The organism is Sphingopyxis sp. Geo25 (genome assembly GCF_949769135.1).
GTDB lineage: Bacteria > Pseudomonadota > Alphaproteobacteria > Sphingomonadales > Sphingomonadaceae > Sphingopyxis.
The window spans coordinates 151,440-177,590 of record NZ_CATKOZ010000006.1 but is presented as its reverse complement, the minus strand read 5'-3'; the positions used below and the strand labels follow the sequence as shown (position 1 = coordinate 177,590).

General features: G+C 65.6%; 25 protein-coding genes. 17 read left to right on the top strand and 8 right to left on the bottom strand.

Annotation, left to right across the window (positions count from 1 at the left end; translation table 11 throughout):
• Positions 1-43 precede the first annotated feature (43 nt).
• A complete protein-coding gene (locus QOL68_RS15690) occupies positions 44-1,258 on the bottom strand; it encodes an NADP-dependent isocitrate dehydrogenase (RefSeq protein ID WP_058457257.1) in 1,215 nt (404 codons plus the stop codon).
• Positions 1,259-1,421: 163 nt separating this feature from the next.
• Between QOL68_RS15690 and QOL68_RS15685 the strand changes: the two genes are divergently transcribed.
• Both QOL68_RS15685 and QOL68_RS15680 read left to right on the top strand, forming a co-directional pair.
• A complete protein-coding gene (locus tag QOL68_RS15685; protein WP_058457258.1) occupies positions 1,422-2,156 on the top strand; it encodes a phosphatidylserine decarboxylase in 735 nt (244 codons plus the stop codon).
• Position 2,157: 1 nt separating this feature from the next.
• Positions 2,158-2,931 (top strand): CDP-alcohol phosphatidyltransferase family protein, encoded by a 774-nt coding sequence (locus QOL68_RS15680; RefSeq protein ID WP_231729150.1) that lies wholly within the window; start codon positions 2,158-2,160, stop codon positions 2,929-2,931.
• On the opposite strand, the gene QOL68_RS15675 is transcribed toward QOL68_RS15680, so the two are convergent.
• Positions 2,915-3,163 (bottom strand): hypothetical protein, encoded by a 249-nt coding sequence (locus tag QOL68_RS15675; RefSeq protein WP_282949914.1) that lies wholly within the window; start codon positions 3,161-3,163, stop codon positions 2,915-2,917. The genes QOL68_RS15680 and QOL68_RS15675 overlap by 17 nt on opposite strands.
• Before the next feature lie 308 nt (positions 3,164-3,471).
• Between QOL68_RS15675 and rpsB the strand changes: the two genes are divergently transcribed.
• The 12 genes from rpsB to rpmE all read left to right on the top strand — a co-directional run bounded on the left by rpsB (position 3,472) and on the right by rpmE (position 14,958).
• On the top strand, positions 3,472-4,320 hold the full coding sequence (gene rpsB / locus QOL68_RS15670) for a 30S ribosomal protein S2 (RefSeq protein ID WP_058457260.1): 849 nt from the start codon (positions 3,472-3,474) through the stop codon (positions 4,318-4,320).
• Between the two features lie 136 nt (positions 4,321-4,456).
• Complete coding sequence (tsf, locus tag QOL68_RS15665; RefSeq protein WP_282949915.1) at positions 4,457-5,383, top strand: translation elongation factor Ts; 927 nt, start codon at positions 4,457-4,459, stop codon at positions 5,381-5,383.
• Between the two features lie 115 nt (positions 5,384-5,498).
• Positions 5,499-6,221 carry a UMP kinase gene (gene pyrH / locus QOL68_RS15660; protein ID WP_058457262.1) on the top strand — a complete coding sequence of 241 codons (723 nt, stop codon included), beginning with the start codon at positions 5,499-5,501 and terminating at the stop codon, positions 6,219-6,221.
• Between the two features lie 23 nt (positions 6,222-6,244).
• Positions 6,245-6,799 carry a ribosome recycling factor gene (gene frr, locus QOL68_RS15655; protein ID WP_058457263.1) on the top strand — a complete coding sequence of 185 codons (555 nt, stop codon included), beginning with the start codon at positions 6,245-6,247 and terminating at the stop codon, positions 6,797-6,799.
• A gap of 147 nt (positions 6,800-6,946) precedes the next feature.
• Positions 6,947-7,633 carry a polyprenyl diphosphate synthase gene (gene uppS / locus QOL68_RS15650; protein ID WP_282949916.1) on the top strand — a complete coding sequence of 229 codons (687 nt, stop codon included), beginning with the start codon at positions 6,947-6,949 and terminating at the stop codon, positions 7,631-7,633.
• Positions 7,634-7,636: 3 nt separating this feature from the next.
• The gene (locus QOL68_RS15645; RefSeq protein WP_058457264.1) at positions 7,637-8,311 is read left to right on the top strand and encodes a phosphatidate cytidylyltransferase; all 675 of its coding nucleotides are present in this window, start codon (positions 7,637-7,639) and stop codon (positions 8,309-8,311) included.
• 1 nt (position 8,312) lies between these two features.
• The gene (locus tag QOL68_RS15640; protein WP_282949917.1) at positions 8,313-9,476 is read left to right on the top strand and encodes a 1-deoxy-D-xylulose-5-phosphate reductoisomerase; all 1,164 of its coding nucleotides are present in this window, start codon (positions 8,313-8,315) and stop codon (positions 9,474-9,476) included.
• Positions 9,469-10,599, top strand: a complete 1,131-nt coding sequence (gene rseP / locus QOL68_RS15635; RefSeq protein ID WP_282949918.1) for an RIP metalloprotease RseP — start codon at positions 9,469-9,471, stop codon at positions 10,597-10,599. Before QOL68_RS15640 ends, rseP begins: the two co-directional genes overlap by 8 nt.
• A 72-nt stretch (positions 10,600-10,671) precedes the next feature.
• Positions 10,672-13,353, top strand: a complete 2,682-nt coding sequence (gene bamA / locus QOL68_RS15630) for an outer membrane protein assembly factor BamA (protein WP_282949919.1) — start codon at positions 10,672-10,674, stop codon at positions 13,351-13,353.
• Positions 13,353-14,039 (top strand): OmpH family outer membrane protein, encoded by a 687-nt coding sequence (locus QOL68_RS15625; protein ID WP_058457607.1) that lies wholly within the window; start codon positions 13,353-13,355, stop codon positions 14,037-14,039. The genes bamA and QOL68_RS15625 overlap by 1 nt, the downstream gene beginning before the upstream one ends.
• Positions 14,040-14,044: 5 nt before the next feature.
• The gene (fabZ, locus tag QOL68_RS15620) at positions 14,045-14,524 is read left to right on the top strand and encodes a 3-hydroxyacyl-ACP dehydratase FabZ (RefSeq protein WP_282949920.1); all 480 of its coding nucleotides are present in this window, start codon (positions 14,045-14,047) and stop codon (positions 14,522-14,524) included.
• Positions 14,525-14,730: 206 nt separating this feature from the next.
• Positions 14,731-14,958: a 50S ribosomal protein L31 gene (rpmE, locus tag QOL68_RS15615; RefSeq protein WP_058457605.1), complete on the top strand. Its 228-nt coding sequence runs from the start codon at positions 14,731-14,733 to the stop codon at positions 14,956-14,958.
• 9 nt (positions 14,959-14,967) lie between these two features.
• On the opposite strand, the gene QOL68_RS15610 is transcribed toward rpmE, so the two are convergent.
• Entirely contained in the window at positions 14,968-16,440 is a 1,473-nt protein-coding gene (locus QOL68_RS15610) for a glycerol kinase (RefSeq protein ID WP_282949921.1), read from the bottom strand.
• A 310-nt stretch (positions 16,441-16,750) separates the two neighbouring features.
• Between QOL68_RS15610 and QOL68_RS15605 the strand changes: the two genes are divergently transcribed.
• The 3 genes from QOL68_RS15605 to QOL68_RS15595 all read left to right on the top strand — a co-directional run bounded on the left by QOL68_RS15605 (position 16,751) and on the right by QOL68_RS15595 (position 21,075).
• Positions 16,751-18,130 (top strand): DEAD/DEAH box helicase, encoded by a 1,380-nt coding sequence (locus tag QOL68_RS15605; RefSeq protein ID WP_282949922.1) that lies wholly within the window; start codon positions 16,751-16,753, stop codon positions 18,128-18,130.
• Between the two features lie 180 nt (positions 18,131-18,310).
• Entirely contained in the window at positions 18,311-19,978 is a 1,668-nt protein-coding gene (locus QOL68_RS15600; RefSeq protein ID WP_282949923.1) for an MFS transporter, read from the top strand.
• Between the two features lie 56 nt (positions 19,979-20,034).
• A complete protein-coding gene (locus tag QOL68_RS15595; RefSeq protein ID WP_282949924.1) occupies positions 20,035-21,075 on the top strand; it encodes an alpha/beta fold hydrolase in 1,041 nt (346 codons plus the stop codon).
• On the opposite strand, the gene QOL68_RS15590 is transcribed toward QOL68_RS15595, so the two are convergent.
• From QOL68_RS15590 to QOL68_RS15570, 5 genes are all read right to left on the bottom strand, one after another.
• The gene (locus tag QOL68_RS15590; RefSeq protein ID WP_282949925.1) at positions 21,029-21,781 is read right to left on the bottom strand and encodes an alpha/beta fold hydrolase; all 753 of its coding nucleotides are present in this window, start codon (positions 21,779-21,781) and stop codon (positions 21,029-21,031) included. The two genes, QOL68_RS15595 and QOL68_RS15590, sit on opposite strands and share 47 nt — an antisense overlap.
• 46 nt (positions 21,782-21,827) lie before the next feature.
• A complete protein-coding gene (locus tag QOL68_RS15585; protein WP_282949926.1) occupies positions 21,828-22,067 on the bottom strand; it encodes a hypothetical protein in 240 nt (79 codons plus the stop codon).
• Between the two features lie 620 nt (positions 22,068-22,687).
• Positions 22,688-23,935, bottom strand: a complete 1,248-nt coding sequence (locus QOL68_RS15580) for an N-succinylarginine dihydrolase (RefSeq protein ID WP_282949927.1) — start codon at positions 23,933-23,935, stop codon at positions 22,688-22,690.
• 3 nt (positions 23,936-23,938) lie between these two features.
• Entirely contained in the window at positions 23,939-24,940 is a 1,002-nt protein-coding gene (locus QOL68_RS15575; RefSeq protein WP_282949928.1) for an arginine N-succinyltransferase, read from the bottom strand.
• Entirely contained in the window at positions 24,937-26,148 is a 1,212-nt protein-coding gene (locus QOL68_RS15570) for a hydrolase (RefSeq protein WP_282949929.1), read from the bottom strand. The genes QOL68_RS15575 and QOL68_RS15570 overlap by 4 nt, the downstream gene beginning before the upstream one ends.
• Between the last annotated feature and the right edge of the window lie 3 nt (positions 26,149-26,151).

Below are 26,151 nucleotides of genomic sequence, written 5' to 3'. Positions count from 1 at the left end.
CGGCCCCGATTGGCTAGACGTCTATCTCAAGCTTTTTGCTTGTTTATGCGCCCATCTTCTTTTCGAGATTCTCGACGATCGCCTCGAAGAAGCCTTCGGTCGTCAGCCAGTTCTGGTCGGGACCGATCAGCAGCGCGAGATCCTTGGTCATCTTGCCGCTCTCGACCGTTGCGACGCAGACCTTTTCGAGGTCGTCGGCGAATTTGGTCACCTCGGGCGTGCCGTCGAGCTTGCCGCGGTGCTTGAGCCCGCCGGTCCAGGCGAAGATCGACGCGATCGGGTTGGTCGAGGTCGCCTTGCCCTGCTGGTGCATGCGATAGTGGCGCGTGACGGTGCCGTGCGCGGCTTCGGATTCCACCGTCTTGCCGTCGGGGGTCATGAGCACGCTGGTCATCAGGCCGAGCGAACCGAAACCCTGCGCGACCGTGTCCGACTGGACGTCGCCGTCGTAATTCTTGCAGGCCCAGACGAACTTGCCGCTCCACTTGAGCGCCGAGGCGACCATGTCGTCGATCAGGCGATGTTCGTAGACGATGCCGAGCGCGTCGAACTTCGCCTTGAATTCAGCCTGGAACACTTCCTCGAACAGGTCCTTGAAGCGGCCGTCATAGGCCTTGAGGATCGTGTTCTTGGTCGACAGATACACCGGCCATTCGCGGGCGAGGCCATAGTTGAGGCTGGCGCGCGCGAAGTCGCGGATCGAATCGTCGAGATTGTACATCCCCATCGCGACGCCCGACGAGGGGAACTGGAACACCTCCTCGTCGATCAGCGTGCCGTCCTCGCCCTCGAACACCAGGCGCAGCTTGCCGGGACCGGGGACACGGAAGTCGGTCGCCTTATACTGGTCGCCGAAGGCGTGACGACCGACGACGATCGGGTCGGTCCAGCCGGGGACGAGGCGCGGGACATTCTTCATGACGATCGGTTCGCGGAACACGACGCCGCCCAGGATGTTGCGGATCGTGCCGTTCGGCGACTTCCACATCTTCTTGAGGCCGAATTCCTCGACGCGCGCTTCGTCGGGGGTGATCGTCGCGCACTTCACGCCGACGCCATGCTTCTTGATTGCATTCGCGGCTTCGACGGTGATCTTGTCGTCGGTGCGATCGCGTTCCTCGATGCCGAGGTCGTAATAGTGCAGGTCGATGTCGAGATAGGGCAGGATCAGCCGTTCGCGGATCCATTGCCAGATGATCCGGGTCATTTCGTCGCCATCGAGTTCGACGACCGGGTTGGCTACCTTGATCTTGCCCATGCTTTAAGCCTTTTCCTTGGGGAGTCGGAGTTGCAGCGGGCCTTAGGCAAAGCCGCGCGATCGTGCAACTGCCCCGTCGCAGCGGGGCCGGCGGCGATCGTGCGGCAATCCTGGTGTCTTATTCCGTTGTCACGGCGGAACCGGCCCCTTAGAAGACTGCCCCATGTCCACAACCATTTCCTCGAACCGCCCCGGTGGCGGTATCAAGTGGCGCTGGCCGTCGGTGCATCCCGAAGGCCGCAAGTTCCTGCTGATCGCGGGTATCGTCACCCTCTGTTTCTGGCTTCTCGGCTGGGAGATCCTCGGCTGGCTGATGCTCGGCGTCACCGCCTGGGTCGGGGCGTTCTTCCGCGATCCGGTGCGCGTGACCCCGACGGGCAGCGATGTCGTGATCGCGCCCGCCGACGGGCTGGTGACGCAGATCGCCGAAGTCGCGCCGCCGCCCGAAATCGCCGGACCCGATGGCCTTGCCGATCCGCTGATGCTGCGCGTTTCGATTTTCATGAGCGTATTCGACGTCCATATCAATCGCACCCCCGTCGCGGGCACGCTGCGCAAGCTCGTCTATATCCCGGGCAAATTCCTGAACGCCGACCTCGACAAGGCGAGCGAGGAGAATGAGCGGCAGCATTTCGTCGTCGAACGCGCCGACGGGGTGCGGATCGGCTTCACCCAGATCGCCGGGCTCGTCGCACGGCGCATCATGCCCTTCGTGAGCATGGGGACCGAGCTTCAAGTCGGCCAGCGCGTCGGGCTCATCCGCTTCGGTAGCCGCGTCGATGTCTATCTCCCGGCGGGTACGACTCCGCAAGTGCTGCTCGGCCAGCGCACGCTGGCGGGGGAAACGGTCGTCGCGCGGATCGGCAAGGCCGAAATCCTCGACGGCGTCGGGCAGTAGCGTGGCCGACGAAGCGCAGGACGGCATCGGCGCGGAAGCGCGTCGGCTCGGCGGAATCCCGCTGCGTGCTTTCGCGCCCAATGCGATCACCGCGCTCGCGCTGTGCTTCGGCCTGACCGGCGTCCGCTTCGCGATTGGCGAGGAATGGGACAAGGCGCTCGCCGCGATCATCTTCGCCGGCGTGCTCGACGGGATGGACGGACGCATCGCGCGGCTGCTGCGCGCGCAGAGCAAATTCGGCGCCGAGCTCGATTCGCTGTCGGACGTGATCGCCTTCGGCGTCGCGCCGGCGATGATCCTGTTCCTCTGGTCGCTGCAATATGCGCCGAAGTTCGGCTGGACCGCCGCGCTCGCGATCGCCGTGTGCTGCGCGCTCAGGCTCGCGCGGTTCAACTCGCGGATGGATTCGGAGTTTCAGCCGCACAAGTCGGCAGGCTTCCTGACCGGCATTCCGGCGCCGGCCGGGGCGGGGCTCGCCTTCGTTCCCGTCTATCTGTGGCTGGTGACGGGCAGCGACCTGTTCCGCGAATGGTATGTCGTCATGCCGTGGGGGCTCGCCGTCGCGATGCTGATGATTTCGGCGATCCCGACGTACAGCTGGTCGTCGATCCGCCTGCGCCGGTCGTGGCGCTTATTCGCGCTCGCCGGCGTCGGCCTGCTCGGCGCGGCGCTGGTCACCGCGCCCTGGCATACCTTGCTCGCGGTCAGCACCGTCTATGTGGCGCTGATCCCCTTCGGGCTTGCAAGCTACGCGAAGGTCAGGCGGCGCGGCTGAACTGCGGGCGGGCGGTGACGGCGCGCGAGATGTGGTGGCGCGGTGCCGAAGGGCGCAGCTTGATGACGGTCGATGACGGGCCCGGCCGCGGCGCGGATGCATGGGGGAAGGCGCCATCGCCGGCGAGCGCCGACAGGATCGCATCGGCGTTGCTACGGAACATCGCGAGAATGACCGCAACGCCGAGACCGGCGGCAATGGCGAAGAGGAGAGCGGCAGCGACCTGAACCATCTTGTGTCCTTTCGGCTTCGTTTCCCGCGAAACCGCTTCTTGCTACGGCTTCGTTGCGCCTTTCGTTCCATGTTCTTGTTTTGTTCTCAAGCAAAATGCGATGAACGGAGTCACTTTGCCGACGATCCGATATTTCGCGCTGCGACGAACGATGGCTGAAAAGCGCCGCCGCCCCTTGCTTTTTCTGAGAATCGCGTCTAACCGCCCGCCCATTCCACATGGAAGGCGCACATAAACCGGTGCCGGGACCATCCGCTTGCGGAACCCGGTTCTTGCTTTCCAGAGGATCAACCGGAAGGAGAAATACCATGGCGGCACCTGTCGTCACGATGCAGAATCTTATCGAAGCTGGCGCCCACTTCGGCCACCAGACCCACCGTTGGAACCCGCGCATGAAGCCGTACATCTTCGGCGCGCGCAACGGCATCCACATTCTCGACCTGTCGCAGACCGTGCCGCTCTTTGCGCGCGCGCTCGACTTCATCGCCTCGACTTCGGCCGCCGGCGGCAAGGTGCTGTTCGTCGGTACCAAGCGCCAGGCGCAGGGTCCGATCGCCGATGCGGCCCGCGCCTCGGGTCAGCACTTCGTCAACCACCGCTGGCTGGGCGGCATGCTCACCAACTGGAAGACGATCTCGAACTCGATCAAGCGCCTCAAGACGCTCGAAGAGCAGCTCTCGGGCGACACCTCGGGCCTCACCAAGAAGGAAGTGCTCAACCGCACCCGCGAACGCGACAAGCTCGAAATGTCGCTTGGCGGCATCCGCGACATGGGCGGCATTCCCGACGTGATGTTCGTGATCGACGCGAACAAGGAAGAGCTGGCGATCAAGGAAGCCAATGTCCTTGGCATCCCCGTCGTCGCGATCCTCGACTCGAACGTCTCGCCCGACGGCATCGCTTTCCCGGTTCCCGCGAACGATGACGCCGCGCGCGCCATTCGCCTTTACTGCGACGCGGTTGCCCAGGCGGCAACGCGCGGGGGCCAGCAGGCCCGCGCCGATCGCGGCGAAGACCTGGGCGCGGCCGTCGAGCCCGTCGCCGAACCGGCGCTGGTCGAAGAAGCGCCGGCCGCCGAAGCCGCCGCTCCGGTGACCGAAGACGAACAGGTTCCCGCCGAAGCGGCTGCCGAAACCGAACGTCAGAGCGACGCCTAATCCGCTCTGTGGGTGACGGGACGGTGCGGCGCTCCGCGCGCGCCGTCCCGGTCATCACTTTGACTTATCCCGCCGCCATGCGCGCGGCGGACGGCGGATCGAACAAGCGTCCGCCGCTTTTGGAAAGGAATATCCCATGGCTGAGATTACGGCCGCTCTCGTCAAGGAACTGCGCGACCGCACCGGCGCCGGCATGATGGACTGCAAAAAGGCGCTCGCCGAAAACGGCGGCGACATCGAAGCGTCGATCGACTGGCTGCGCACCAAGGGCCTCGCCGCCGCCGCCAAGAAGGCCGGCCGCGTCGCCGCCGAAGGCCTTGTCGGCTTCGCCACCGACGGCACCAAGGGCGCGCTCGTCGAAGTGAACAGCGAGACCGACTTCGTCGGCAAGAACGAGCAGTTCCAGGAATTCGTCCGCGAAGTGACGCAGGTCGCACTTCAGAACAACATCACCGACATCGAAACGCTGGGTAGCGCGGCCTATCCGACCGGCGGCACCGTCGGCGAGAAGCTGACCAGCAACATCGCGACGATCGGTGAAAACCAGTCGCTGCGCCGCGCCGCCATCCTGTCGGTGAATTCGGGCGTCGTCACGGGCTATGTCCACAACGCGGCGGCGCCCGGCATGGGCAAGATCGGCGTGCTGATCGCGCTCGAATCGACCGCCGGCGCCGACGTTCTCGAACCGCTCGGCAAGCAGCTGGCGATGCACGTCGCCGCCGCCTTCCCGCTGGCGCTGAACGGCGACGACCTCGACGCCGACCTCGTCGCGCGCGAACGTGCGATCGCCGAGGAAAAGGCCGCCCAGTCGGGCAAGCCCGCCGACATCGTCGCGAAGATGGTCGACGGCTCGATCGCCAAGTTCCGCAAGGAAAACGCGCTGCTGTCGCAGCTGTTCGTGATCGACGGCAAGACCCCGGTCGCCGAAGTCGTCGCCGCTGCCGGCAAGGATGTCGGCGCGACGATCACGCTCAAGGGCTTCGTCCGCTTCCAGCTCGGTGAAGGCATCGAGAAGGAAGAAAGCGACTTCGCGGCGGAAGTCGCGGCGGCCGCTGGCGTTTAAAAACAGAATCGGATTGCTGCGCCAAGGGCGTGGCAGTCCGCTTGGCAATGGCGCGTACTCTGACTAGGGTGCGCGCCATTCGCATATCCGAAGAATATAAGAGGTCCCCCCGCACATGGCTTTGCCCGGCATGAAACGCATCCTGCTCAAACTGTCGGGCGAGGCGCTGATGGGCTCGACCCCCTTCGGCATCGATCCCGAAACGGTCGCGAGCATGGCGGCCGAGGTGAAGGCGGCGAAGGATCGCGGGCTCGAAATCTGCCTCGTGATCGGTGGCGGCAACATCTTCCGCGGCATGGCGGGGGCCGCGAAGGGCATGGACCGCGCGCAGGCCGACTATATGGGGATGCTCGCGACGGTGATGAACGCGCTCGCGATGCAGAATGCGCTCGAGCAGCTGGGCGTCGAAACCCGCGTCCAGTCGGCGATCGAGATGGACAAGGTGTGCGAGCCGGTGATCCGCCGCCGCGCCGAACGCCACCTCGACAAGGGCCGAGTCGTGATCTTCGCGGCGGGTGTCGGGGCGCCTTATTTCACCACCGACAGCGGCGCCGCGCTGCGGGCCGCGGAGATGAAGTGCGACGCGCTCTTGAAGGGCACCAGCGTCGACGGCGTCTATAATGCCGACCCCAAGAAGGATCCGAATGCGGTCCGCTACGACAGCCTCAGCTATGACCGCGTGCTCGCCGACAATTTGAAGGTGATGGACGCGAGCGCGGTGGCGCTATGCCGCGATAACAATATCCCGATCGTCGTGTTCAACATTCGCGAGGCCGGCAATCTGGCGCGCGTGCTGACGGGCGAGGGCGTTGCCACGGTCGTCCGCGCCGACGACTGACAGAATCAAGAGAGGAAAGACAGATGCCGAAATATGACAAGGCCGACCTCGAACGCCGGATGCACGGCGCGGTCGAATCGCTGAAGCACGACCTTGCGGGCCTGCGCACCGGCCGCGCCAACACGGCGCTGCTCGATCCGATCACGGTCGAAGTTTATGGCAGCCACATGCCGCTGAACCAGGTGGCGTCGGTCAGCGTCCCCGAGCCGCGGATGCTTGCGGTGCAGGTGTGGGACAAGGCGAACGTCGGCCCGGTCGACAAGGCGATCCGTTCGGCGGGCCTCGGCCTCAACCCGATCGTCGACGGCCAGCTGCTCCGCCTGCCGATCCCCGAAATGACGCAGGAGCGCCGCAAGGAGCTGTCGAAGCTCGCGGGGCAATATGCCGAAAAGGCGCGCGTCGCAGTCCGCAATGTCCGCCGCGACGGCATGGACAATCTGAAGGCCGACGAGAACAAGAAGGAAATCAGCGAGGACGAGCGCAAGCGGTCGGAAACCGACGTCCAGAAGCTCACCGACAGCACGATTGCAGAGATCGATGCGGCGGCGGCGGCGAAGGAAAAGGAAATCCTGGGCTAGTGCCTGTTCGCGCGACGTTTTGGTCAAAAGCTTCCGTATCCCCGCGCGAAGACGAGGGGCTATGCCGAGCGAAGTCGAGGCCCCTGCTTGGCGTCGGGTCCCGCGGCGCTCGAACGAGCCCCTCGCCATCGCTTGGGGAATTGGCCCGTGTCTGATCCCCGTCACGGCGCGCGCCATGTTGCCATTATCATGGACGGCAACGGCCGCTGGGCCAAGAAGCGCTTTCTGCCGCGCGTCGCCGGGCACAAGGCCGGTGTCGAGGCGGTGCGCACGATCGTGCGCGCCGCTGGCGAAATGGGGCTGGAGGCGATGACGCTCTACGCCTTCAGTTCCGAGAATTGGAAACGGCCCGAGGAAGAGGTCAGCGACCTGATGGGGCTGATGAAGCGCTTCATCCTCTCCGACCTCGACGAATTCGCCGCGAATGACGTGCGACTGAAGATCATCGGCAACTGGCGTGCGCTGGCACCCGATGTCGTCGAGCTGATCGAAGGCGCGCTCGAACGCACGGCGGGCAACAGCCGCACCACGCTGGCGGTCGCGCTCAACTATGGCGCGCAGGACGAGCTGGTGCGCGCGGCGAACGCCGCCGCGGCCGACGGTCCGATCACGGCCGAGGCGATCGAGGCGCATCTCGACACCGCCGACCTGCCGCCGCTCGATCTCCTCATCCGCACCTCGGGCGAAGTGCGGCTGTCGAACTTCCTGCTCTGGCAGTCGGCCTATGCCGAGCTCTATTTCACCGACAAATTGTGGCCGGATTTCAAGCCCGCCGACCTGCAGGCGGCGCTCGATCATTTTGCGCGGCGCGAGCGCCGCTACGGGGGGCTTTAGGATATGGCTGCTGCAAGGTCGGACCTTTTGACGCGGGTGGGATCGGCGATCGTGCTGTTCGCGATCGCGGGCATCGCGCTGTGGTTCGGCGGTATCGCATTCGGGCTGCTGCTGCTCGTCGGCGGCGCGCTCGTCGTGGTCGAATGGCTCGCGCTCGTGCGCGCGATGGGGCTCGGCGGCGGGGCAAAGGCGGCGCTGACGGCGCTTGGCCCGGTCGCGATCCTCGGCGCGATGGCGGGACTCTGGTTCATCCGCGAGCATCTGGGCATGACCGCCGCGCTCTGGGTCTTCGGCATGGTCTGGGCGACCGATATCGGCGCCTATTTCGCCGGCCGCGCCTTCGGCGGTGCGCGCCTCGCGCCGAAGATCAGCCCGTCAAAGACCTGGTCGGGGCTGATCGGCGGCATGATTGCCGCGCTCGTTGCCAGCGCGACGATCGGCGACCGCGGCGGCATCGTCGGCGTGCCGCTGTGGATCGGCCTGTTCATGGGGCTGCTCGCGCAACTCGGCGACCTTGGCGAAAGCTGGATGAAACGCCGCGCCGGGGTCAAGGATTCGGGCAAGCTCATCCCCGGACATGGCGGCCTTTTCGACCGCGTCGACGGGCTGCTGCCCGTGGCGCTGCTGCTCGGGGCGCTGGCGTTCGCGGGGCACATCGCGGTGCGGGCGGCCGGCTGAGATGACGCGCCGCCTTTCCTTGTTCGGCGCCACGGGATCGGTCGGGCAATCGACCCTCGATCTCGTCCGCCGCGATCGCGAGGCGTGGCGGGTCGATGTGCTGACCGCGAACAGCGACGTGGACGAACTGGCGCGGCTGGCGCTCGAATTCCGTCCCGAGCTTGTCGTGATCGCCGACGAGGGTCGATACGATGCGCTGAAGCAGGCCCTCGCCGGCACGAATATCGGCGTCGCGGCGGGGGCGGCGGCGTTGACCGAAGCGGCGACCCGGCCGACCGATCTGGTTCTCGCGGCGATCGTCGGCACGGCGGGGCTCGCCCCGACGATGGCCGCGCTGGAAGCGGGCCATGACGTCGCGCTTGCCAACAAGGAATCTTTGGTGTCGGCGGGCGAACTGATGATCGCGGCAGCGCGCAAAGCGGGCGCGACGATCCTGCCGATCGACAGCGAGCATAATGCGATCTTCCAGTGCCTTGCGGGCGGCCGCATCGAGCAGGTGCGCCGGATCATCCTGACCGCGAGCGGCGGACCCTTCCGCACCAGGAGCGCCGAGGAGATGCGGACCGTCACCCCGGCGCAGGCGGTCGCGCATCCCAACTGGTCGATGGGCGCGAAGATCAGCGTCGATTCGGCGACGATGATGAACAAGGGGCTCGAACTGATCGAGGCGCATCATCTTTTCCCCGTCGGACTCGACCGGATCGAAATCCTCGTCCATCCGCAGTCGGTGATCCACAGTCTCGTCGAATATGTCGATTGCTCGACCCTTGCGCAGCTCGGGTCGCCCGATATGCGGATACCGATCGCAAGCGCGCTCGCCTGGCCGCAGCGGATGGCGACGCCATGCGCGCCGCTCGACCTTGCCAGCCTCGCGCGGCTCGACTTCGAGGCGCCCGACGAGGAGCGTTTTCCCGCGACCGCACTGTGCCGCGCGGCAATCGCAGAGGGCGGCGCCCGCCCGGCGCAGCTCAACGCCGCCAACGAAGTCGCGGTCGCGGCGTTCCTTGCCGGACGCATCTCCTTCCCCGCGATCGTCGATACGGTGCGCCGGGTGATCGATGCAGACGCGCCCGCAGTGCCGGCTTCGCTTCAGGACATATTCAGCGTCGATGCCGCATCTCGCGCGGCTGCGCAGCATTTTGTGGACCATTACGAACATGCATAACGTGCCGGTCTGGCTCTATTTCGTCGGTTTCCTGCTTGTCCTCGGGCCGCTCGTCTTCGTCCACGAATATGGGCATTATATCGTCGGCCGCTGGTGCGGGGTGAAGGCCGATGCCTTCTCGATCGGCTTCGGACGAAAGATTCTCGGCTGGACCGACAAGCGCGGGACCGAGTGGAAGATCGGCTGGCTGCCGCTCGGCGGCTACGTCCAGTTCGCAGGCGACCGCGACGCGGTGAGCCAGCCCGATGCCGAATGGCAATCGCTCCCCGCCGCCGAACGCTCGCATACCTTTCCGGCACAGCCGGTCTGGAAGCGCGCGCTGATCGTGGCAGCGGGTCCGGTCACCAACTTCCTGTTCGCGATCCTGATCTTCGCGGCCTTCAACATGGCCTATGGTGTGCCGCAGACTCCGCCGGTCATCGGCAGCATCGCCCCGAACAGCGCAGGCGCCGAAGCGAAGTTAAAGGTCGGCGACCGCATTGTCGCGATCAACGGGAGAACAATGGAGAGTTTCGAAGATATCCGGATGGCGGTCAGTTACGATCTCGGCAAGCCGGCGCGTCTCGACATCCAGCGCGGTCGGGATCGCTTCGACGTGACGCTGCGGCCGCAGATCGTCACCGAAACGGACCCGTTCGGAAACAAGTACGAACGCGCGATTATCGGTATCCTGCCGACCAATCCGGTCGACACGACCGTCGGACCGGTCGCCGCGGTGCAGGCAGCGACCAGCCAGACGTGGGGGCTGGTGCGAATAACCGGGCACATTCTCGGCCAGTTCGTGACAGGTCAGCGCTCGGTCAAAGAAATGGGCGGCCCGTTGCGGATTGCCAAGCAATCGGGCGAGATGGCCAGCCTCGGGCCAGAGACGCTGATCTTCTTCATCGCCTTCGTCTCCATCAATCTGGGGTTCATAAATCTCTTGCCATTGCCGATGCTCGATGGCGGCCATTTGCTTTTCTATGCCTATGAGGCGATCAGACGCCGGCCCGCGCCCGCACAGGCGCAGGAATGGGCGTTTCGATTCGGCTTTGCCGCTATCGTATCGCTGATGCTGGTCGTGACTTTCAATGATTTGGGCTCATTCGGCCTTTGGGACCGGATCGCGCGCTTGATTGGATAGCCGGACTGGGGCAGGGAGTGCGCGCCAACCTGCGGGGAAGCGGGTTGGTCGCTTTTGAGTTAGTTTTGCGGGATGAACAGCGTGGCATCACAGAATTTCAAGCGCCGGGCGCAGCGGTCGGCGTTGTTTATGGCGGGAACCATGCTGGCATGGCCTGTTGCCGCCGCCGCCCAGGTCGCACCGCCCACCGTCCCCGCATCGAGCGTGCCCGCGCCTTCGGGTGAAGCCGCGCCGACCGCCGCGACGATCAAGTCGATCAATATCGTCGGCAACCAGCGCCTCGAGGCGCAGACGATCCTGTCGTACCTGCGCCTGCGCGTCGGCCAGAACTATGACCGTTCGGTGCTCGACCAGGCGCTCAAGGATCTCGCCGCGACCGAGCTGTTCAAGGATTATCAGATCAGCGACGACAATGGCGCGCTGACGATCCAGGTCGCCGAAAACCCGGTGATCAACCGCGTCATCCTGGAAGGCAACAAGCGCCTGAAGGAAGACAAGATCCGGCCCGAGATCAAGCTTGCGCCGCGCCAGATCTTCACCCGGTCGAAGGTCCGCGCCGACGTTGCGCGCATCATCGAGCTCTACAAGCGGCAGGGCCGCTTTGCAGCGACCGTCGATCCGAAGATGGTCCAGCTCGACCAGAACCGCGTCGACGTGGTGTTCGAGATCAACGAGGGGCCGAAGTCGAAGGTCCGCCAGATCAACATCATCGGCAACGAGAAGTTCAGCGACGGCGATCTCAAGGACGAGATGGCGACCAAGGAGTCGGGGCTGCTCACGATCCTGTCGTCGAACACCAGCTACGACCCCGACCGCCTCGCCTACGACCAGCAGAAGCTGCGTCTCTTCTACCTGCAGAACGGCTATGCCGACTTCCGCGTCATCTCGGCGGTCGCCGAGCTGACGAGCAACAAGCAGGACTTCATCATCACCTATGTGGTCGAGGAAGGCGAACGCTACAAGTTCGGCAAGGTCGACGTGAAGAGCGACCTGCGCGACTTCAAGCCGGAGATGTTGCAGAAACTGCTGCCGATGAAGACCGGCGACTGGTACAATGCGAAGCAGGTCGAGGATACGGTCGAAAGCCTCAGCGAGACGGCCGGCCTGTTCGGCTATGCCTTCGCGGACATCAATCCCGATTTTCGCCGCGATCCCGAAGCGCGCACGATGGACATCACCTTCGATGTCGGCGAAAGCCCGCGCACCTATGTCGAACGGATCGACGTCAACGGCAACACCCTGACCCACGACAAGGTGGTGCGCCGCGAATTCCGCCTCAACGAAGGCGACGCCTTCAACAGCTTCGGCGTCAAGCGCACCGAGAACCGCATCAACAGCCTCGGCTATTTCCAGGAGAATCTGGAGATCGAGCGCAAGGAAGGGACGACCCCCGACCGCATCATCCTCGAAACCAACGTCGAGGAAAAGCCGACCGGCGAGCTGTCGCTGTCGGCGGGCTTCTCGTCGATCGAAAGCTTCCTGCTCCAGGCCTCGATCCGCCAGCGCAACTTCCGCGGCCTCGGCCAGCAGCTCCAGGCGTCGGTTAACTATTCGAGCTATTCGAAATCGATCGAGCTCGGCTTTACCGAGCCCTATCTGTTCGACCGCAATATCTCGATCGGCGGCAGCGTCTATCGCCGCGATCTCAACTCGTTCAACTTCATCAACAACGACCGCGAAACGACGTTCGAGCAGACGACGACGGGTTTCCAGGTCAACGTCGGCGTGCCGCTGACCGAGTTCATGTCCTTCTTCGGGCGCTACAGCCTGAACTATGACGATGTGACGCTCGACAAGAATCTCTACTATTTCGGCGGTCAGTGCGATCCGCTCGTCGCGGGCCGCTATCTGTGCGACGCGATCGGTACGCGGACGACCTCGCTCGTCGGCTTCACGCTCGCCTATGACGACCGCGACAACCGGCTGCGCCCGACGCGCGGCCAGTCGCTGTCGCTCAGCCAGGATTTTGCCGGCCTCGGCGGTAGCGTCAAATATGTCCGCACGCGCCTGTCGGGATCGAAGCACTTCAACCTTGGCAGCCGCTTCATCCTGAATATCTCGGCCGAGGGTGGCTATATCTATCCGTTCGGCAACGCCCCGAGCCCGACGAGCGACAAGGTCCGCCTGACCGACCGCTTCTTCCTCGGCGAACCGCAGATGCGCGGCTTCGACATCCGCGGCATCGGTCCGCGCGTGATCCGCTTCACCGACGTCGACCTGGCCGACCCGGCCAACCCGGTGCTCAACGACGACCTCGGCAACCGCAACAACCTGATCGACGATGCCCTCGGCGGCCGCGCCTATTATCAGGGCCGGATCGAGATGGACATTCCGCTGGGCACCGGCGCCAAGGAGCTCGGGCTGCGTCCGTCGGTGTTCCTCGACGTCGGGTCGGTGTGGAGCGTGAAGCGCCCGACGCTGACGACGCTCGCCGATTTCAAGGATCCGTCGGACGGCCTGACCAAGTGGAAATGCCGTAACTCGACAACTGGCCAGACGACCTTCGCGACCCTGACGGCCGGCAGCACGACGCCGCTCTATTCGACCTGCGACGTTGCGAACGGCTTCTCGCCGCTCCCGCCGTTCGAGGAACGCTTCTATGGCAACACCTGGATGCCGCGCGTGGCGATCGGTGCCGGCGTCAACTGGAACTCGCCGTTCGGGCCCTTCCGCATCGACTTCGCCTACGCCCTCCGCAAAGAAGAGGGTGACGATACCAAACGCTTCTCATTCAACGTAGGAACCCAATTCTGATGAAGAAAATTTTCACCGCCTCGGCGCTCGCCATTGCCGCGCTGTCGGTTTCGCCCATCGTCGCCGTTCCCGCCGCGGCGCAGGCGAAGGCCGTCGCCGTCGCCGACCTTCGCGCCGCCGCCGCCAGGTCGAACGCCTTCACCGTCGCCTCGCAGCAGATCCAGACGACCTACAAGGCGCAGATCGACCAGCAGGAAACCCGCGGCCAGACGCTGCAGGCCGAACTCAACGTCCTCGTCGCCAAATATAACGAAGAAGCGAAGAAGACCCCGCAGAACCAGGCCGCGCTCCAGGCCGCCGCGAAGGCTGTGCAGGACAAGCGCCAGGCCGCGACGGCCGAATTGCAGCGCATCAGCGCGCCGATCGACCTGGCCGTCGCCTATGTCGAGGACCAGATCAGCGTTCGCATGAACGAAGCGATCAAGGCCGCGATGACCGCGAAGAAGGTCGACCTGCTGGTCAACCCCGAAGCCGTCCTCGCGCGCGAAAACAACGTCGACATCACCGACGCTGTCGTCGCCGAAATCAACCGCCTGCTGCCGAACGTGTCGATCACGGTTCCCGCCGGCTACCAGCCCGGCCAGCTCGTCCAGCAGCGCAACCAGCAGCTGATGGACGCCGCGCGCAACGCGCAGCCGGGCGCAGCTCCTGCTGCGCCGACCGGCAGCGCACCGACGACCCGCTAAGTCAAATGGCGGACGGGGAAAACGCGGGCGAAACTCTGGGCCCGGTGGATATCCGCCGGATCCTGAGCCTGCTCCCGCATCGGTATCCGATGCTGCTCGTCGACCGGGTGGTTTCGATGGTGAAGGACACCTCGATCCACGCGGTCAAGGCGGTGACGATCAACGAGCCCTTTTTCCAGGGGCATTTCCCCGGCCGGCCGATCATGCCCGGCGTCCTCATCGTCGAGGCGCTGGCGCAGGCGGGCGGCGTGCTCGCGATCGAATCGCTCGGCCTCGCGGGATCGGGCAAGCTCGTCTATTTCATGGGCATCGACGGAGTGAAATTCCGCAAGCCCGTGGAGCCGGGGCATTTGCTCGACCTGCACGTCACCATCCTTCAGGCGAAGCGGAACATCTGCAAGTTCGAGGGCAAGGCGATGCTGGACGGCCAACTGGCGACCGAGTGCCAGTTCACCGCGATGATCGCCGATCCGCCGAGCGACTGAGGGATACCTCCTTTCGCCACCCCGGACTTGATCCGCGGTCCACAACTTCAACGCCTGCGATGGATCCCGGATCAGGTCCGGGATGACGAGCGTAGGTGTTGCAATTTCCAAGATTCGCCGTTAGGGGACGCCGCTTCGCGGGCCCCGTGACGGGGACAGCATCGACTCAGTCGCCGGTCGGTAACCGGCGGCACAGGAGCCAGGACATGAAAAAAGACATTCACCCCGACTATCACATGATCACGGTCAAGATGACCGATGGCACCGAATATCAGACGCGCTCGACCTGGGGCAAAGAGGGCGACGTGATGACGCTCGAAATCGACCCGACGGCGCACCCGGCATGGACCGGCGGCACGGGCCGTATGCTCGACGCGGGCGGCCAGGTTGCGAAGTTCAACAAGCGCTTCGGTGGCCTCACCCTCAAGCGCTAATTCGCTTCCTCAGCCGAGGACTTTTGCAAGCGCGCTTTGCCAGCCGGCAAGGCGCGTTTTGCGTTTGTCGGCCTCCAGCGCGGGCGTGAAGCGCGTCGCGGTGCCGCGCATCGCGGCGGCGGCACTGGCAAGGTCGGGATAGAGCCCCGCGCCGGTTGCCGCCAGCATCGCCGCGCCCAGCGCGGTGCTTTCGACGAAGCCGGGCCGCTCTACCACGATGTCCAGAATGTCGGCCAGGTCCTGCGCCATCCAGTCGTTCGCCGCCATACCGCCATCGATCCGCAGCTCGGCCCAGTCGACCCCGTCGGCGGCGAAGGCCGATTTCAGGTCATAAGCCTGATACGCCTGCGCCTCGAGCGCGGCGCGAGCGACATGCGCCTTGGTGCTCGCAAAGCTGAGCCCCGACAGCGCCGCCAGCGCATCGGGCCGCCAGTGCGGCGCACCGAGGCCGGAGAGGGCGGGAACCAGATAAACTCCGCCATTGTCGAGAACCGACCGCGCGAGCCCCTCGCTCTCGCCCGCGCTCGCGAGCAGGCCGAGCCCGTCGCGCAACCATTTGATCAGGCTCCCCGCGACGAACACCGATCCCTCGAGCGCATAGGAGCGCGCGTCACCCTCCTGCACCAATATGGTGGCGAGCAGGCGGTTCGTCGACACCGGCCGCTCGCGCCCGCTGGCCGACAGGATGAAGGCACCGGTGCCGAAGGTCGCCTTGGTCTGACCCGGCGACAGGCACGCCTGCCCGATCGTCGCCGCCTGCTGGTCGCCCGCCATGCCGCTGATTGCGATCGGGCCGCCGAACAGGTCGGGGTCGGTCGTCCCGACCGTGGTGGTGCAGCCGGCGATTTCGGGAAGCAGGCCCATTGGCACGCCGAGCAGGCCGCACAGATCGGCGTCCCAGCCGCCCGCGCCGTTGATGTCCATCAGCAGCGTGCGCGAGGCGTTCGTCGCGTCGGTGACGTGGATGCCGCCGGTCAGCCGGTAGACGAGGTAGGATTCGATCGTCCCGACCGCGAGCCGGTCGCCGGCATCGCGAAGCTGCGGCCAATGCTTCAGCGCCCAGCCGATCTTGCTGCCTGAAAAATAGGGATCGAGCAGCAGGCCGCTCTTCGCCTGCACCGCCGCCTCGTGTCCCGCTTCCTTCAGCGCCGCACAGTCGGTGGCGGTGCGACGGTCCTGCCAGACGATCGCCGGGGCGAGCGGTTCGCCGGTCTTGCGGTCCCAGAATACCACGGTCTCGCGCTGGTTGGTGATGCCGATCGCCGCCACCTGATGCGCCCCGCCCGCCTGCTCGACGATGTCGCGTGTGCAGTCGAGCGTGGCGGTCCAGATTTCGGCCGCATCATGCTCGACCAGGCCGGGGCCGGGATAATGCTGGCGAAACTCGCGCTGCGCGCTGCCGAGCGGGGTGCCATCGGCATCGAACAGCATCGTGCGGGTCGAGGTCGTGCCCTCGTCGATGACGATGATCTTTTCGGCCATATCGCTCTCCCTCCATCGCATTTGATGACGAAAGAAAAGGGCGGCGACAAGGCGTAGCGACACTAACATTCGTAACCGGCTTGCAAAATTGCGCACGCTATGCCATATGTTGTGCAGCGCAGCATGGCGGGTTTCCCCGCCGCAACCACCGGCAGCGTGATTTCCCGTCCATTTTCAGGCGCGGGCGAGCCGGATCAGCGCTTTGTCCCCTTGAGGCACCCTTTCACGCGGGTCGTTTCGAACCCGCGGCCGTGCGCCGTCCGTTCGATGCGAACGGATGCGCCTGCGCGTCGCCCTATGTGAGTATTTTATGACGACTTTCAACGACTTTGGCCTGCACGCCGACATCAATCGCGCGCTCGCCGCCAAGGATTATACCGTCCCGACCCCGATCCAGACGCAGGCGATCCCGCCGCTGATGAAGGGCCGCGACCTCTGCGGTATTGCGCAGACCGGCACCGGCAAGACAGCAGGCTTCTCGCTGCCGTCGATCCATCATCTGCTGACCTATCCGCACCGCGCCAATCCGCGCAGCTGCCGCATGCTCGTCCTCGCGCCGACGCGCGAACTCGCGGCGCAGATCGCGCAGAGCTGCCGCGACTATGGTCGCTTCACCAAGCTGCGCGTCACGACCGTCTTTGGCGGCGTACCGATCAACAAGCAGATCCGCGACCTTGCGCAGGGCGTCGACATCCTCGTTGCGACCCCGGGCCGCCTGCTCGACCTGATCGACCAGCGCGCGCTGCGCCTCGACGATGTCGAAATCTTCGTTCTCGACGAAGCCGACCAGATGATGGACATGGGCTTCATCCACTCGCTGCGCCGTATCGCCAAGCTGCTGCCCTCGCGCCGTCAGAACCTGTTCTTCTCGGCCACGATGCCGAAGGAAATTGCGCATCTGGCCGAACAGTTCCTCGAAGATCCGGTGACGGTGTCGGTAACGCCCGCGGCCACCACGGTCGAAAAGATCAGCCAATATTCGACCTTCGTCGAACAGAAGGAAAAGCAGGCGCTGCTGCATTCGGTCATCGCCCGCGAAGACATCGACCGCGCGCTGATCTTTACCCGGACCAAGCATGGCGCCGACCGCGTCGTGCGCCACCTCGCGGGCGCGGGCATCAAGGCGATGGCGATCCATGGCAACAAGAGCCAGTCGCAGCGCACCCATGCGCTGCAGGCCTTCCGCTCGGGCGACATCAAGCTGCTCGTCGCGACCGACATCGCCGCGCGCGGCATCGACGTGTCGGGCGTCAGCCATGTGATCAACTTCGAGATCCCGAACGTTCCCGAACAATATGTCCACCGCATCGGCCGCACCGCGCGCGCCGGCGCCGAGGGCAAGGCGATCAGCTTCATCGCGCCCGACGAGCGTCCGTACATGCGCGACATCGAGCGCGTCACGCGGTCGAAGTCCGAGCCGATGCCGCTGCCCGAGAATTTCAACGAGCTGGTACGCAACCTGCCCAAGCCGGCGCAGCCGCCGCGCGACACCGGCAGCCAGGGCCGCAACCCGCAGCGCCAGCGCGACGAAGCCTTGCGGGGTCGCGACGCGAACAAGCCCCGTGGTGATCGCGGTCCGCGCCGAGACGGTGCCACCGGCGAAGGCGCCGATGGCCAGCGCAAGCGCCGCTTCCGCCCGCGCAACAAGAGTGTCGGTGCGCACAAGGGCGCGGTCAAGCGCGTCGGTTGATACGAAAACCCTCATCATTGCGAGGAGCGTAGCGACGAAGCAATCCAGGGTGGGCTAAACCGCTCTGGATTGCTTCGCTTCGCTCGCAATGACGAAGTTGTGGGGTTGGTGCATCTGCGCCATTGACCGAAGTCCGCGACCGGGTACCCTTCGCGCCATAACTGGGCGAGGGGGTAGCGAATGACGGACGCAGGGGTAGCATCACCCATCGATAGCGGCCAGAGCGAGCGCAAGGTCATCCTTGCCTCATCGCTCGGTACGATCTTCGAATGGTATGATTTCTACCTCTACGGCCTGCTCGCGACGATCATCTCGGCGAAATTTTTTTCGGGCGTCAACGAGACGACCGGCTTCATTTTCGCGCTCGCGGCGTTCGCGGCGGGTTTCGCCGTAAGACCGTTCGGCGCGCTCGTCTTCGGGCGCATCGGCGACCTCGTCGGGCGCAAGAACACCTTTCTCGTCACCATGGGCCTGATGGGCCTCTCGACATTTCTCGTCGGCTTGCTGCCAACCTATGCCTCGATCGGTACCGCGGCCCCGGCGATGCTCATCGGCCTCCGCCTGCTCCAGGGGCTCGCGCTCGGCGGCGAATATGGTGGCGCCGCCACCTATGTCGCCGAGCACGCGCCCGAGGGGAAACGCGGGCTCTTCACCAGCTTCATCCAGACGACAGCGACGCTCGGGCTGTTCGCGGCGCTGCTCGTCGTCATCGCGGCGCGCTCGGCGATGGGCGAACAGGCGTTTGCCGACTGGGGCTGGCGCATTCCCTTCCTGATCTCGATCGTGCTGCTCGGCGTCTCGCTCTGGATCCGCCTCCAACTCGAGGAAAGCCCGGTCTTCAGGCAGATGAAGGAGGAAGGGACGACCTCCAAGGCACCTCTGACAGAAGCCTTCGGCCGCTGGGCGAACCTCAAATGGGTGCTCGTTGCGCTGTTCGGCGCGGTCGCGGGGCAGGCGGTGGTCTGGTACGCGGGGCAATTCTATGCGCTCTTCTTCCTCGAGAAGACGCTGAAGGTCGACGGTGCGACGGCGAACATCCTGATCGCCATCGCGCTGGCGCTCGGCACCCCCTTCTTCATCCTGTTCGGCTGGCTGAGCGACCGGATCGGACGCAAGCCGATCATCCTCGCGGGCTGCGCGCTCGCCGCACTCACCTATTTTCCCACCTTCCAGCTTCTCACCACCGCCGCCAATCCGGCGATGGCAAAGGCGCAGGAGGCCGCGGCGGTAACCGTCACCGCCGATCCCGGCTCGTGCGCCTTCCAGTTCGATCCGGTCGGCAAGAACAAGTTCGAAAGCACCGGCTGCGACATCGCCAAATCGGCGCTGGCGAGGGCGGGGGTGAGCTATACAAGCGTGACGCGCGAGCGGATCACGGGCGAGGGCGCCGACGTCTGGGTCGGCAAGAGAATCCTGATCGCGCCGGATCCCTGGCGCCTTGCCGAGGAGGATCGCGCGGGCGCGGCCGAGGCGTTCCGCAAGGAGCTCGCCGCCGCGACCGCCGCCGCGGGCTACCCCGAAAAGGCCGCTCCCGCCGCGATGAACAAGCCGCTCGTCGTCGCAATTCTCTTCTGGCTCGTGCTGTTGGTGACGATGGTCTACGGCCCGATCGCGGCGCTTCTGGTCGAGCTCTTTCCCAGCCGCATCCGCTATACCGCGATGTCGCTGCCCTATCATATCGGCAATGGCTGGTTCGGCGGCTTTCTGCCGACGACCGCCTTCGCGATGGTCGCGGCGACGGGCAATGTCTATTACGGCCTCTGGTATCCGGTCATCGTCGCGGCATCGACCGTCGTCGTCGGCCTGTTGTTCCTGCCCGAAACCTTCCGCCGCCCGATTCACCAATAGGGTGGATTGACGGGACGGGCATCGGAGCTAGGGTCCGCATGCTCGGAGGGGGGCATATGCAAACGATCGACGAGGATGATTTCGAACCGTTGCCGCCGCGGCGTCCGCTGTTCCGTCGCAAGCGCGTCCTGATCCCGCTCGGCCTGCTGCTCGCGATCGTCGTCGCCTTCCTCGTTCTGCGTACCCCCGACACCGACCGCGACGCGATGATCGCCAAATATGGCGGGCCGGGCGCCGCCTTCGCTGCGGGGCCGGCGGGACAGCGCGTCCACTACCGCGATCAGGGTAAGCGCGACGGGCCGGTGCTGCTGCTGCTCCACGGCTCGAACGCCAGCCTTCAGACGTGGGAGCCGCTGGTCAAGCGGCTTGGAGGCACCTACCGCATCGTGACGCTCGACCTGCCGGGGCATGGGCTCACCGGCGCCACCCCCGACACCGATTACAGCGCCGACGGCATGATGGCGGCGGTCGATGTCGTGATGGCGAAGCTCGCGCTCGACCATTTCAGCATCGGCGGCAATTCGATGGGCGGCTGGGTCGCATGGCGCTATGCGCTGGCGCGGCCCGAGCGGATCGACGCGCTGCTGCTGATCGACGCCGCGGGAATGCCGCTGCGCAAGGGCGAAAAGGCGCCGCCGTCGAACGTCGGCTTCCGCGTCCTCCAATATCCCATCGGCCGCTGGCTCGCGACACAGATCACGCCGCGTTCGCTCGTCGAGGAATCGCTGCGCGGATCGATCGAGAAGCAGGACATCGTCGATGACGCGATGATCGATCGCTATTGGGAGTTGCTCCGCTTCCCCGGCAACCGCGAGGCGACGGTGCTGCGTGCGCGGATGGACCGCCAGCGCGCGATGGCGAGCCAGGTGAGCGCGATCACCGCGCCGACATTGATCCTGTTCGGCAAGAAGGACCGGCTGATCAACCCGACCGCCGCAGAGACCTTCCACGAACGCATCGCGGGGTCGGAGGTCGTGCTGCTGGACGGCATCGGTCATCTGCCGATGGAGGAAGCGCCCGACGAAACCGCCGCGGCGATCGACGATTTTCTCAAGCGGCGGCTTGTGCCGCCTCCGGCCGATCCAGAAACTCGCTGATCCGCGTCGCAATCTTCGCGGCGTGGGTGAAGGGGAAGAGGTGCGATCCCGGCACCACTTCCAGCGCCGCACCGTCGATCAGGTCGGCGATCGCCTGCCCATGGCCCGCGGGGACGACGCCGTCGCGTTCGCCCATCAGGATGAGGACGGGCGTGTTCTTGAGGTGCGGCAGCATCGCCGCGCTCGTCCAGCCCGCCATCGCCATGGTCTGATAGGTGAGGCCCAGCGGGGTTGCGGTCGGCAGCTTGAGCCCGCTGGCGAGCATGTCGTCGTCGAGCAGCGCTGCCCAGCCGATGCCGGGCGCGCCGACCGACGGCGTCGTCGCCATCAGGACCATCCGCCGGATACGGCCCGGAAACTGCACCGCGATTTGCTGGGCCAGCGCGCCGCCCCAACTGAATCCCGCAAGGTCGATCTGTGCTTGATCGAACCGGTCGGCGATCTCCATCACGATCGCCGCCATCGTCGGCGCGCTATAGGGCAGGATCGCGTCGGGCGACCCACCGACCCCCGGCATGTCGAGCGTCCACACCTCGCGGCCGTGAATCTGCGCGAGCAGCGGTGCGGCGGCGGCGATGTCGGCGCCGATGCCGTTGAGGAACAGCAGCGGCGTTCCGGACGCACCCGCCCGCCAGCGCGCGACGCGCAGCGTAAGGCCATAGACATGTTGGGTGCTGATTTCGGGACGCCCGCCGATCCTGCTCATGCGATCGGCCTTGGCACAAACTGGTGACGGACGAAAGTCCGCCGCCTCAATCGGCCACCTTCGTCGCCTCGGCCGCCTTTTCGTAGCGCAGGCAGTCGAAGATCTTCCCGCCGGCAAGGAAGACCGAGCCGGTGCAGGCGAGTAGCAGCAGCTTGCCGCCGACCCCCGGATAATGGTCGATATACGCCATGCCGCGTGCCATGGCGCCGACGGCAAGGGCATAAATGATCAGGCACGCTTCGAAGCGGGTCTTGATGACGAACAGGCGACCGATTTTTTTCAGCATCACCATCTCCCGAAGCAAGGGATGTGCCAGTGGCGCAAATCCTTGATTCGGCGCGCCGGGCTTATGGTAAACTGTAAATTAACCCGACAAAGGAGGGAAGGGGCGGTTCGGATTGGAATGGGAAGCTGTCCTGCGTTCGTTCGTCATCGTGTCGAGGATTCCAAAGTTCAGGAAAGTTCAGCCCATTGCGACCTCGCCTTTGGACTGGAGGATTGCCGAGTGCATCCCGCACACCTTGCGGCGGTCGCATCCGCAAGCTGAGCCGCGACCGCTTTTATCCACCAGACGAAAGAGCCGGAATCAACGCTGACATAGCCGGATAATGTAGGAAAGGCCTATTTGCGGGTGATGGCGGCTTCGGGGTGGATTCCAGACATTCGTCACCCCGGACTTGATCCGGGGTCCACGACTTCAACGCCGCGCTGGATCCCGGATCAAGTCCGGGATGACGAAGAGGGGATGTCTAAATTGGGGTGGGGAGCTGCTGTCCTCTATTTCCGTTCGTGTCGAGCAAAGTCGAGACACCCGGCGGCCTTGCGCCTAGCCCGAGGGGCATCTCGACTTCGCTCGATGCGAACGGATTAGCTTAGGCGTCACGTCCACCTCCGGCCGAAGCCCGTCTAGATCAATTCCTCCAGCCCCAGCGCCGCCAGCAACGCCGAACGCGCGCGCCGGACGTCACGGACCAGCGCCGTCGAGGCGAGGTCGCCGGGTGCGATTGCTTCGGGCCAATGCGCAGCGACGACGTCGGCGATCCGGTCGAGCTTCGCGGGGTCGGCGAGGAAGCGCGGGTCGACGGTCGCCGGGTCGGCGACGACGCGCAGGCGCAGGCAGGCGGGGCCGCCGCCGTTCGCCATCGACTGGCGGACATCGACCGGCAGCAGGCGGCGGATCGGTCCGTTGCCCGCGACATGTGCCTCCAGCCAGGTCCAGACCGCGGGCGTCTCGCGCGCTTCGGTGGGGAGGACGAGCCCCATGCCGCCATCGGGCAGGCTGACGAGCTGGGCGTTGAACAGATAGGATTTGATCGCCTCGGGCAGGCTGACCGCGCTCGCGGGCACCTCGACGATCTCGACATCGGGGAAGGCGGCGCGGATTTGCGCGTGCGCGCCTTCGCGATCCTCGAAGGCGGTTTCGTGCGTGAACAGCACATGCTCGTTCGCGACCGCGACGACGTCGTTGTGGAAGGCGCCGCCCTGGATCGCGGTGTCCGACTGGCGGATGAACAGCGTGCGCGCCGGATCGAGCTTGTGCTTGCGCGCGATCGCCTTCGACGCGTCGATATGCTGGCGCGCGGGGAAGCGGCCGCCACTCAACCCGTAAACGAAGATTTCGACGCCGGCCGATCCGTGCCCCGAACAGAGCCGCATATGGTTCGCCGCGCCCTCGTCGCCGAAGGGCGCGGGAACCGGGCCATGCACCGCGAACGCCGGATCGGCGAAGGCGATGCGCAGCTGCGCCAGCGTCCCCGGCCATTCATGGCTGCGGTGCGGCATGGTGACGAGGTTGGCGACGGTGAGGTGGCATTTGCCGTCGCCGCTATCGGGCGCGGGCGAGACGGTCGCTGCGTTCGCGGCCCACATCGACGAGGCCGACCACGCCTGCGCGCGCAGGTGCGGCTCGGCGGTATCGAGCGAGGTGCACAGCGTTTCGAGCCACGGCGCGTCGGGCCGGTCGAGCGGCATGAAGAAGCCTTGGCGAAGGCCGAGCGCGATATTGTGGCGCATCTTCTCGATGCCCTGCAACGCCGCCGCACGCGGCTGCGACACATCGCCCGCGTTTGACGCCGATGCGATATTGCCGCGGCTGAGCCCCGCATAATTGTGCGTCGGGCCGATGATGCCGTCGAAATTGATTTCGGTGAGCATGGCTTACCTCCCGATCCAGCTGACCGGATCGCCGACCCCGACCCCCAGCACCTCTGCCGCATGGGGATCGATCGTCCCACCCGCGCCGACCGTGCCGAAACAGCAGCGGAAATCGCGCAGCTGGCCGGTCGCGATCAGCGCGTCCTCGCCGCCCTCGGCCATGCAGCTCACTTCGACATGCTTCGCATCGCGGATGCTCGCGACCTGATCGGTGCGCGCGGTCATCGTCGGGCCGCCGTCGAAAATGTCGACATAGTTTTCGAAGGCGAAGCCCTCATTCTCCAGCATCCGCATCGCCGCGCGCCCTGTCGGGTGCGGGACGCCGATCACCGCGCGTGCGGTTTCGGGCAGCATCGCGATATAGACGGGGTGTTTGGGCATCAGGTCGGCGATGAACTGGTTGCCATGGACCGCGTTGAACTGGTCGGCCTCCTGAAAACTCATCCCGAAGAATTTGCCCGCGACCCCGTCCCAGAAGGGCGATCCGCCCGCCTCGTCGATCACCCCGCGCAGCTCGGCGAGGATGCGGTCGCCGAAGCGCGCGCGGTGCCGCGCGATGAACAGATAGCGCGACCGGGCGAGCAGCAGCCCGAGGCCGCCGGCGCGCGCCGCGGGGTGGAGGAACAGTCCGCCGACCTCGCTCGACCCGTTGAGGTCGTTGCTCAGCATCAATACCTGCGCGTGGAAGGTGCGGCCGAGCTGTTCGCTATGCTTGCTGTCGGTGCCGATGCGGTACGAATAAAAGGGCCAGCGCTGGCCAACCTGCCCGAAAATCTGGCAGGTGCCGCGCACCTCGCCGCTGTCCAGATCCTCGAGCACCATCAGGTACAGCTCGTCGGCCGGATATTCCTTTTCCGACGCGAATCCGGCCTCGGCGCGCTCCAGCTTCGCACGCAGCGCCTTCTTGTCGGGGGGGAGGTTGGTGAAGCCGCCGCCCGTCAGCTTCGCCATCTCGTAAATGCTCTGCAGGTCGCCCGGCTTGGCCGCCCGGATCACATAATTCACACAGTCCCCCGTTCCGCTATTCTCATCATGGTCAGCGCCGACAGCTGCGCGCGTTCGGCGAGGCTGTCGACGATCAGAAATTCGTCCGAGCTATGGATCGCGCCGCCGCGCGGGCCCATCGTGTCGACCACCGGCACGCCGCATGCCGCGATATTGTTGCCGTCGCACACGCCGCCGGTTGCTTTCCAGCGGATCGGCGGCAGGCCGAGCGTGGCACCGCAGTCGCGCACCAGCTCGAACAGCCGCGTCGCGGCGGCATCGAGCGGCTTTGGCGGGCGGTTGAAGTTGCCGTGGAGGTGGCAATGCACGTCGTGGTCGCGCTCGATGTTGGCGATGGTGCCGCGCAGCGCGGCTTCGGCGGCGGCCATGGCCTCGGGGGTCGAAGGGCGGAGGTTGATGCGCAGGATCGCCTGGTCGGGGACGACATTGTTCGGGCCGCCGCCGTCGATCTTCGCGGGATTGACCTTGAGATCGTTGGATTTCAATGCGTTAAGGCGAAGGGCGAGATCGGCGGCGGCGATCAGCGCGTTGCGGCCGTCCTCGGGGTTGCGGCCGGCGTGCGCCGACAGGCCGTGGACGATCACCGAGAAATTACCGCTGCCGGGCCGCGCGCCGGCAAGGCCCCCGTCGGGCAATGCGGGCTCGTAGGTCAGCGCCGCTGTCTTGCCCTTCGCAAGCTCGGCGATCAGCGCGGCCGAGGCGTGGCTGCCCGTCTCCTCGTCGCTGTTGATCATCACGTCATAGCCGATACGCGGCGCGAACGGCGAGGTTTCGAGCGCCTTAAGCGCCGCAAGGATCACCGAAATGCCCGCCTTCATGTCGGCGGTGCCGGGGCCGTTGAGCACGCCGGGCTCGAGCCATTGAAGCGTCTGGAACGGATGATCGGCGGGAAATACCGTGTCCATATGGCCGGTCAGCAACAACTGTACCGGCGCGTCGGGCCGGACGCGAAGGTGGAGGTGGTCGCCGCGCTGCGTGGTGCGGATGTTGCCGGCGGCGTCGACGCTTTCGACCGGATCGGACGCGACGAGGCGGATGTCGCCCGGCAGCGCCGCAAAAGCATCGGCGAGATGACCGGCGACGGTCCTGAGCCCCGCAAGGTTGCCGGTGCCGCTGTTCACGGCCGCCCATTGTTCGACCTGCGCGAGCATCGGCGCATTGGCGGCGCGTTCGATCGTCGCGTTTTCGGTGGCGGTGAGGCTGGTCATCGC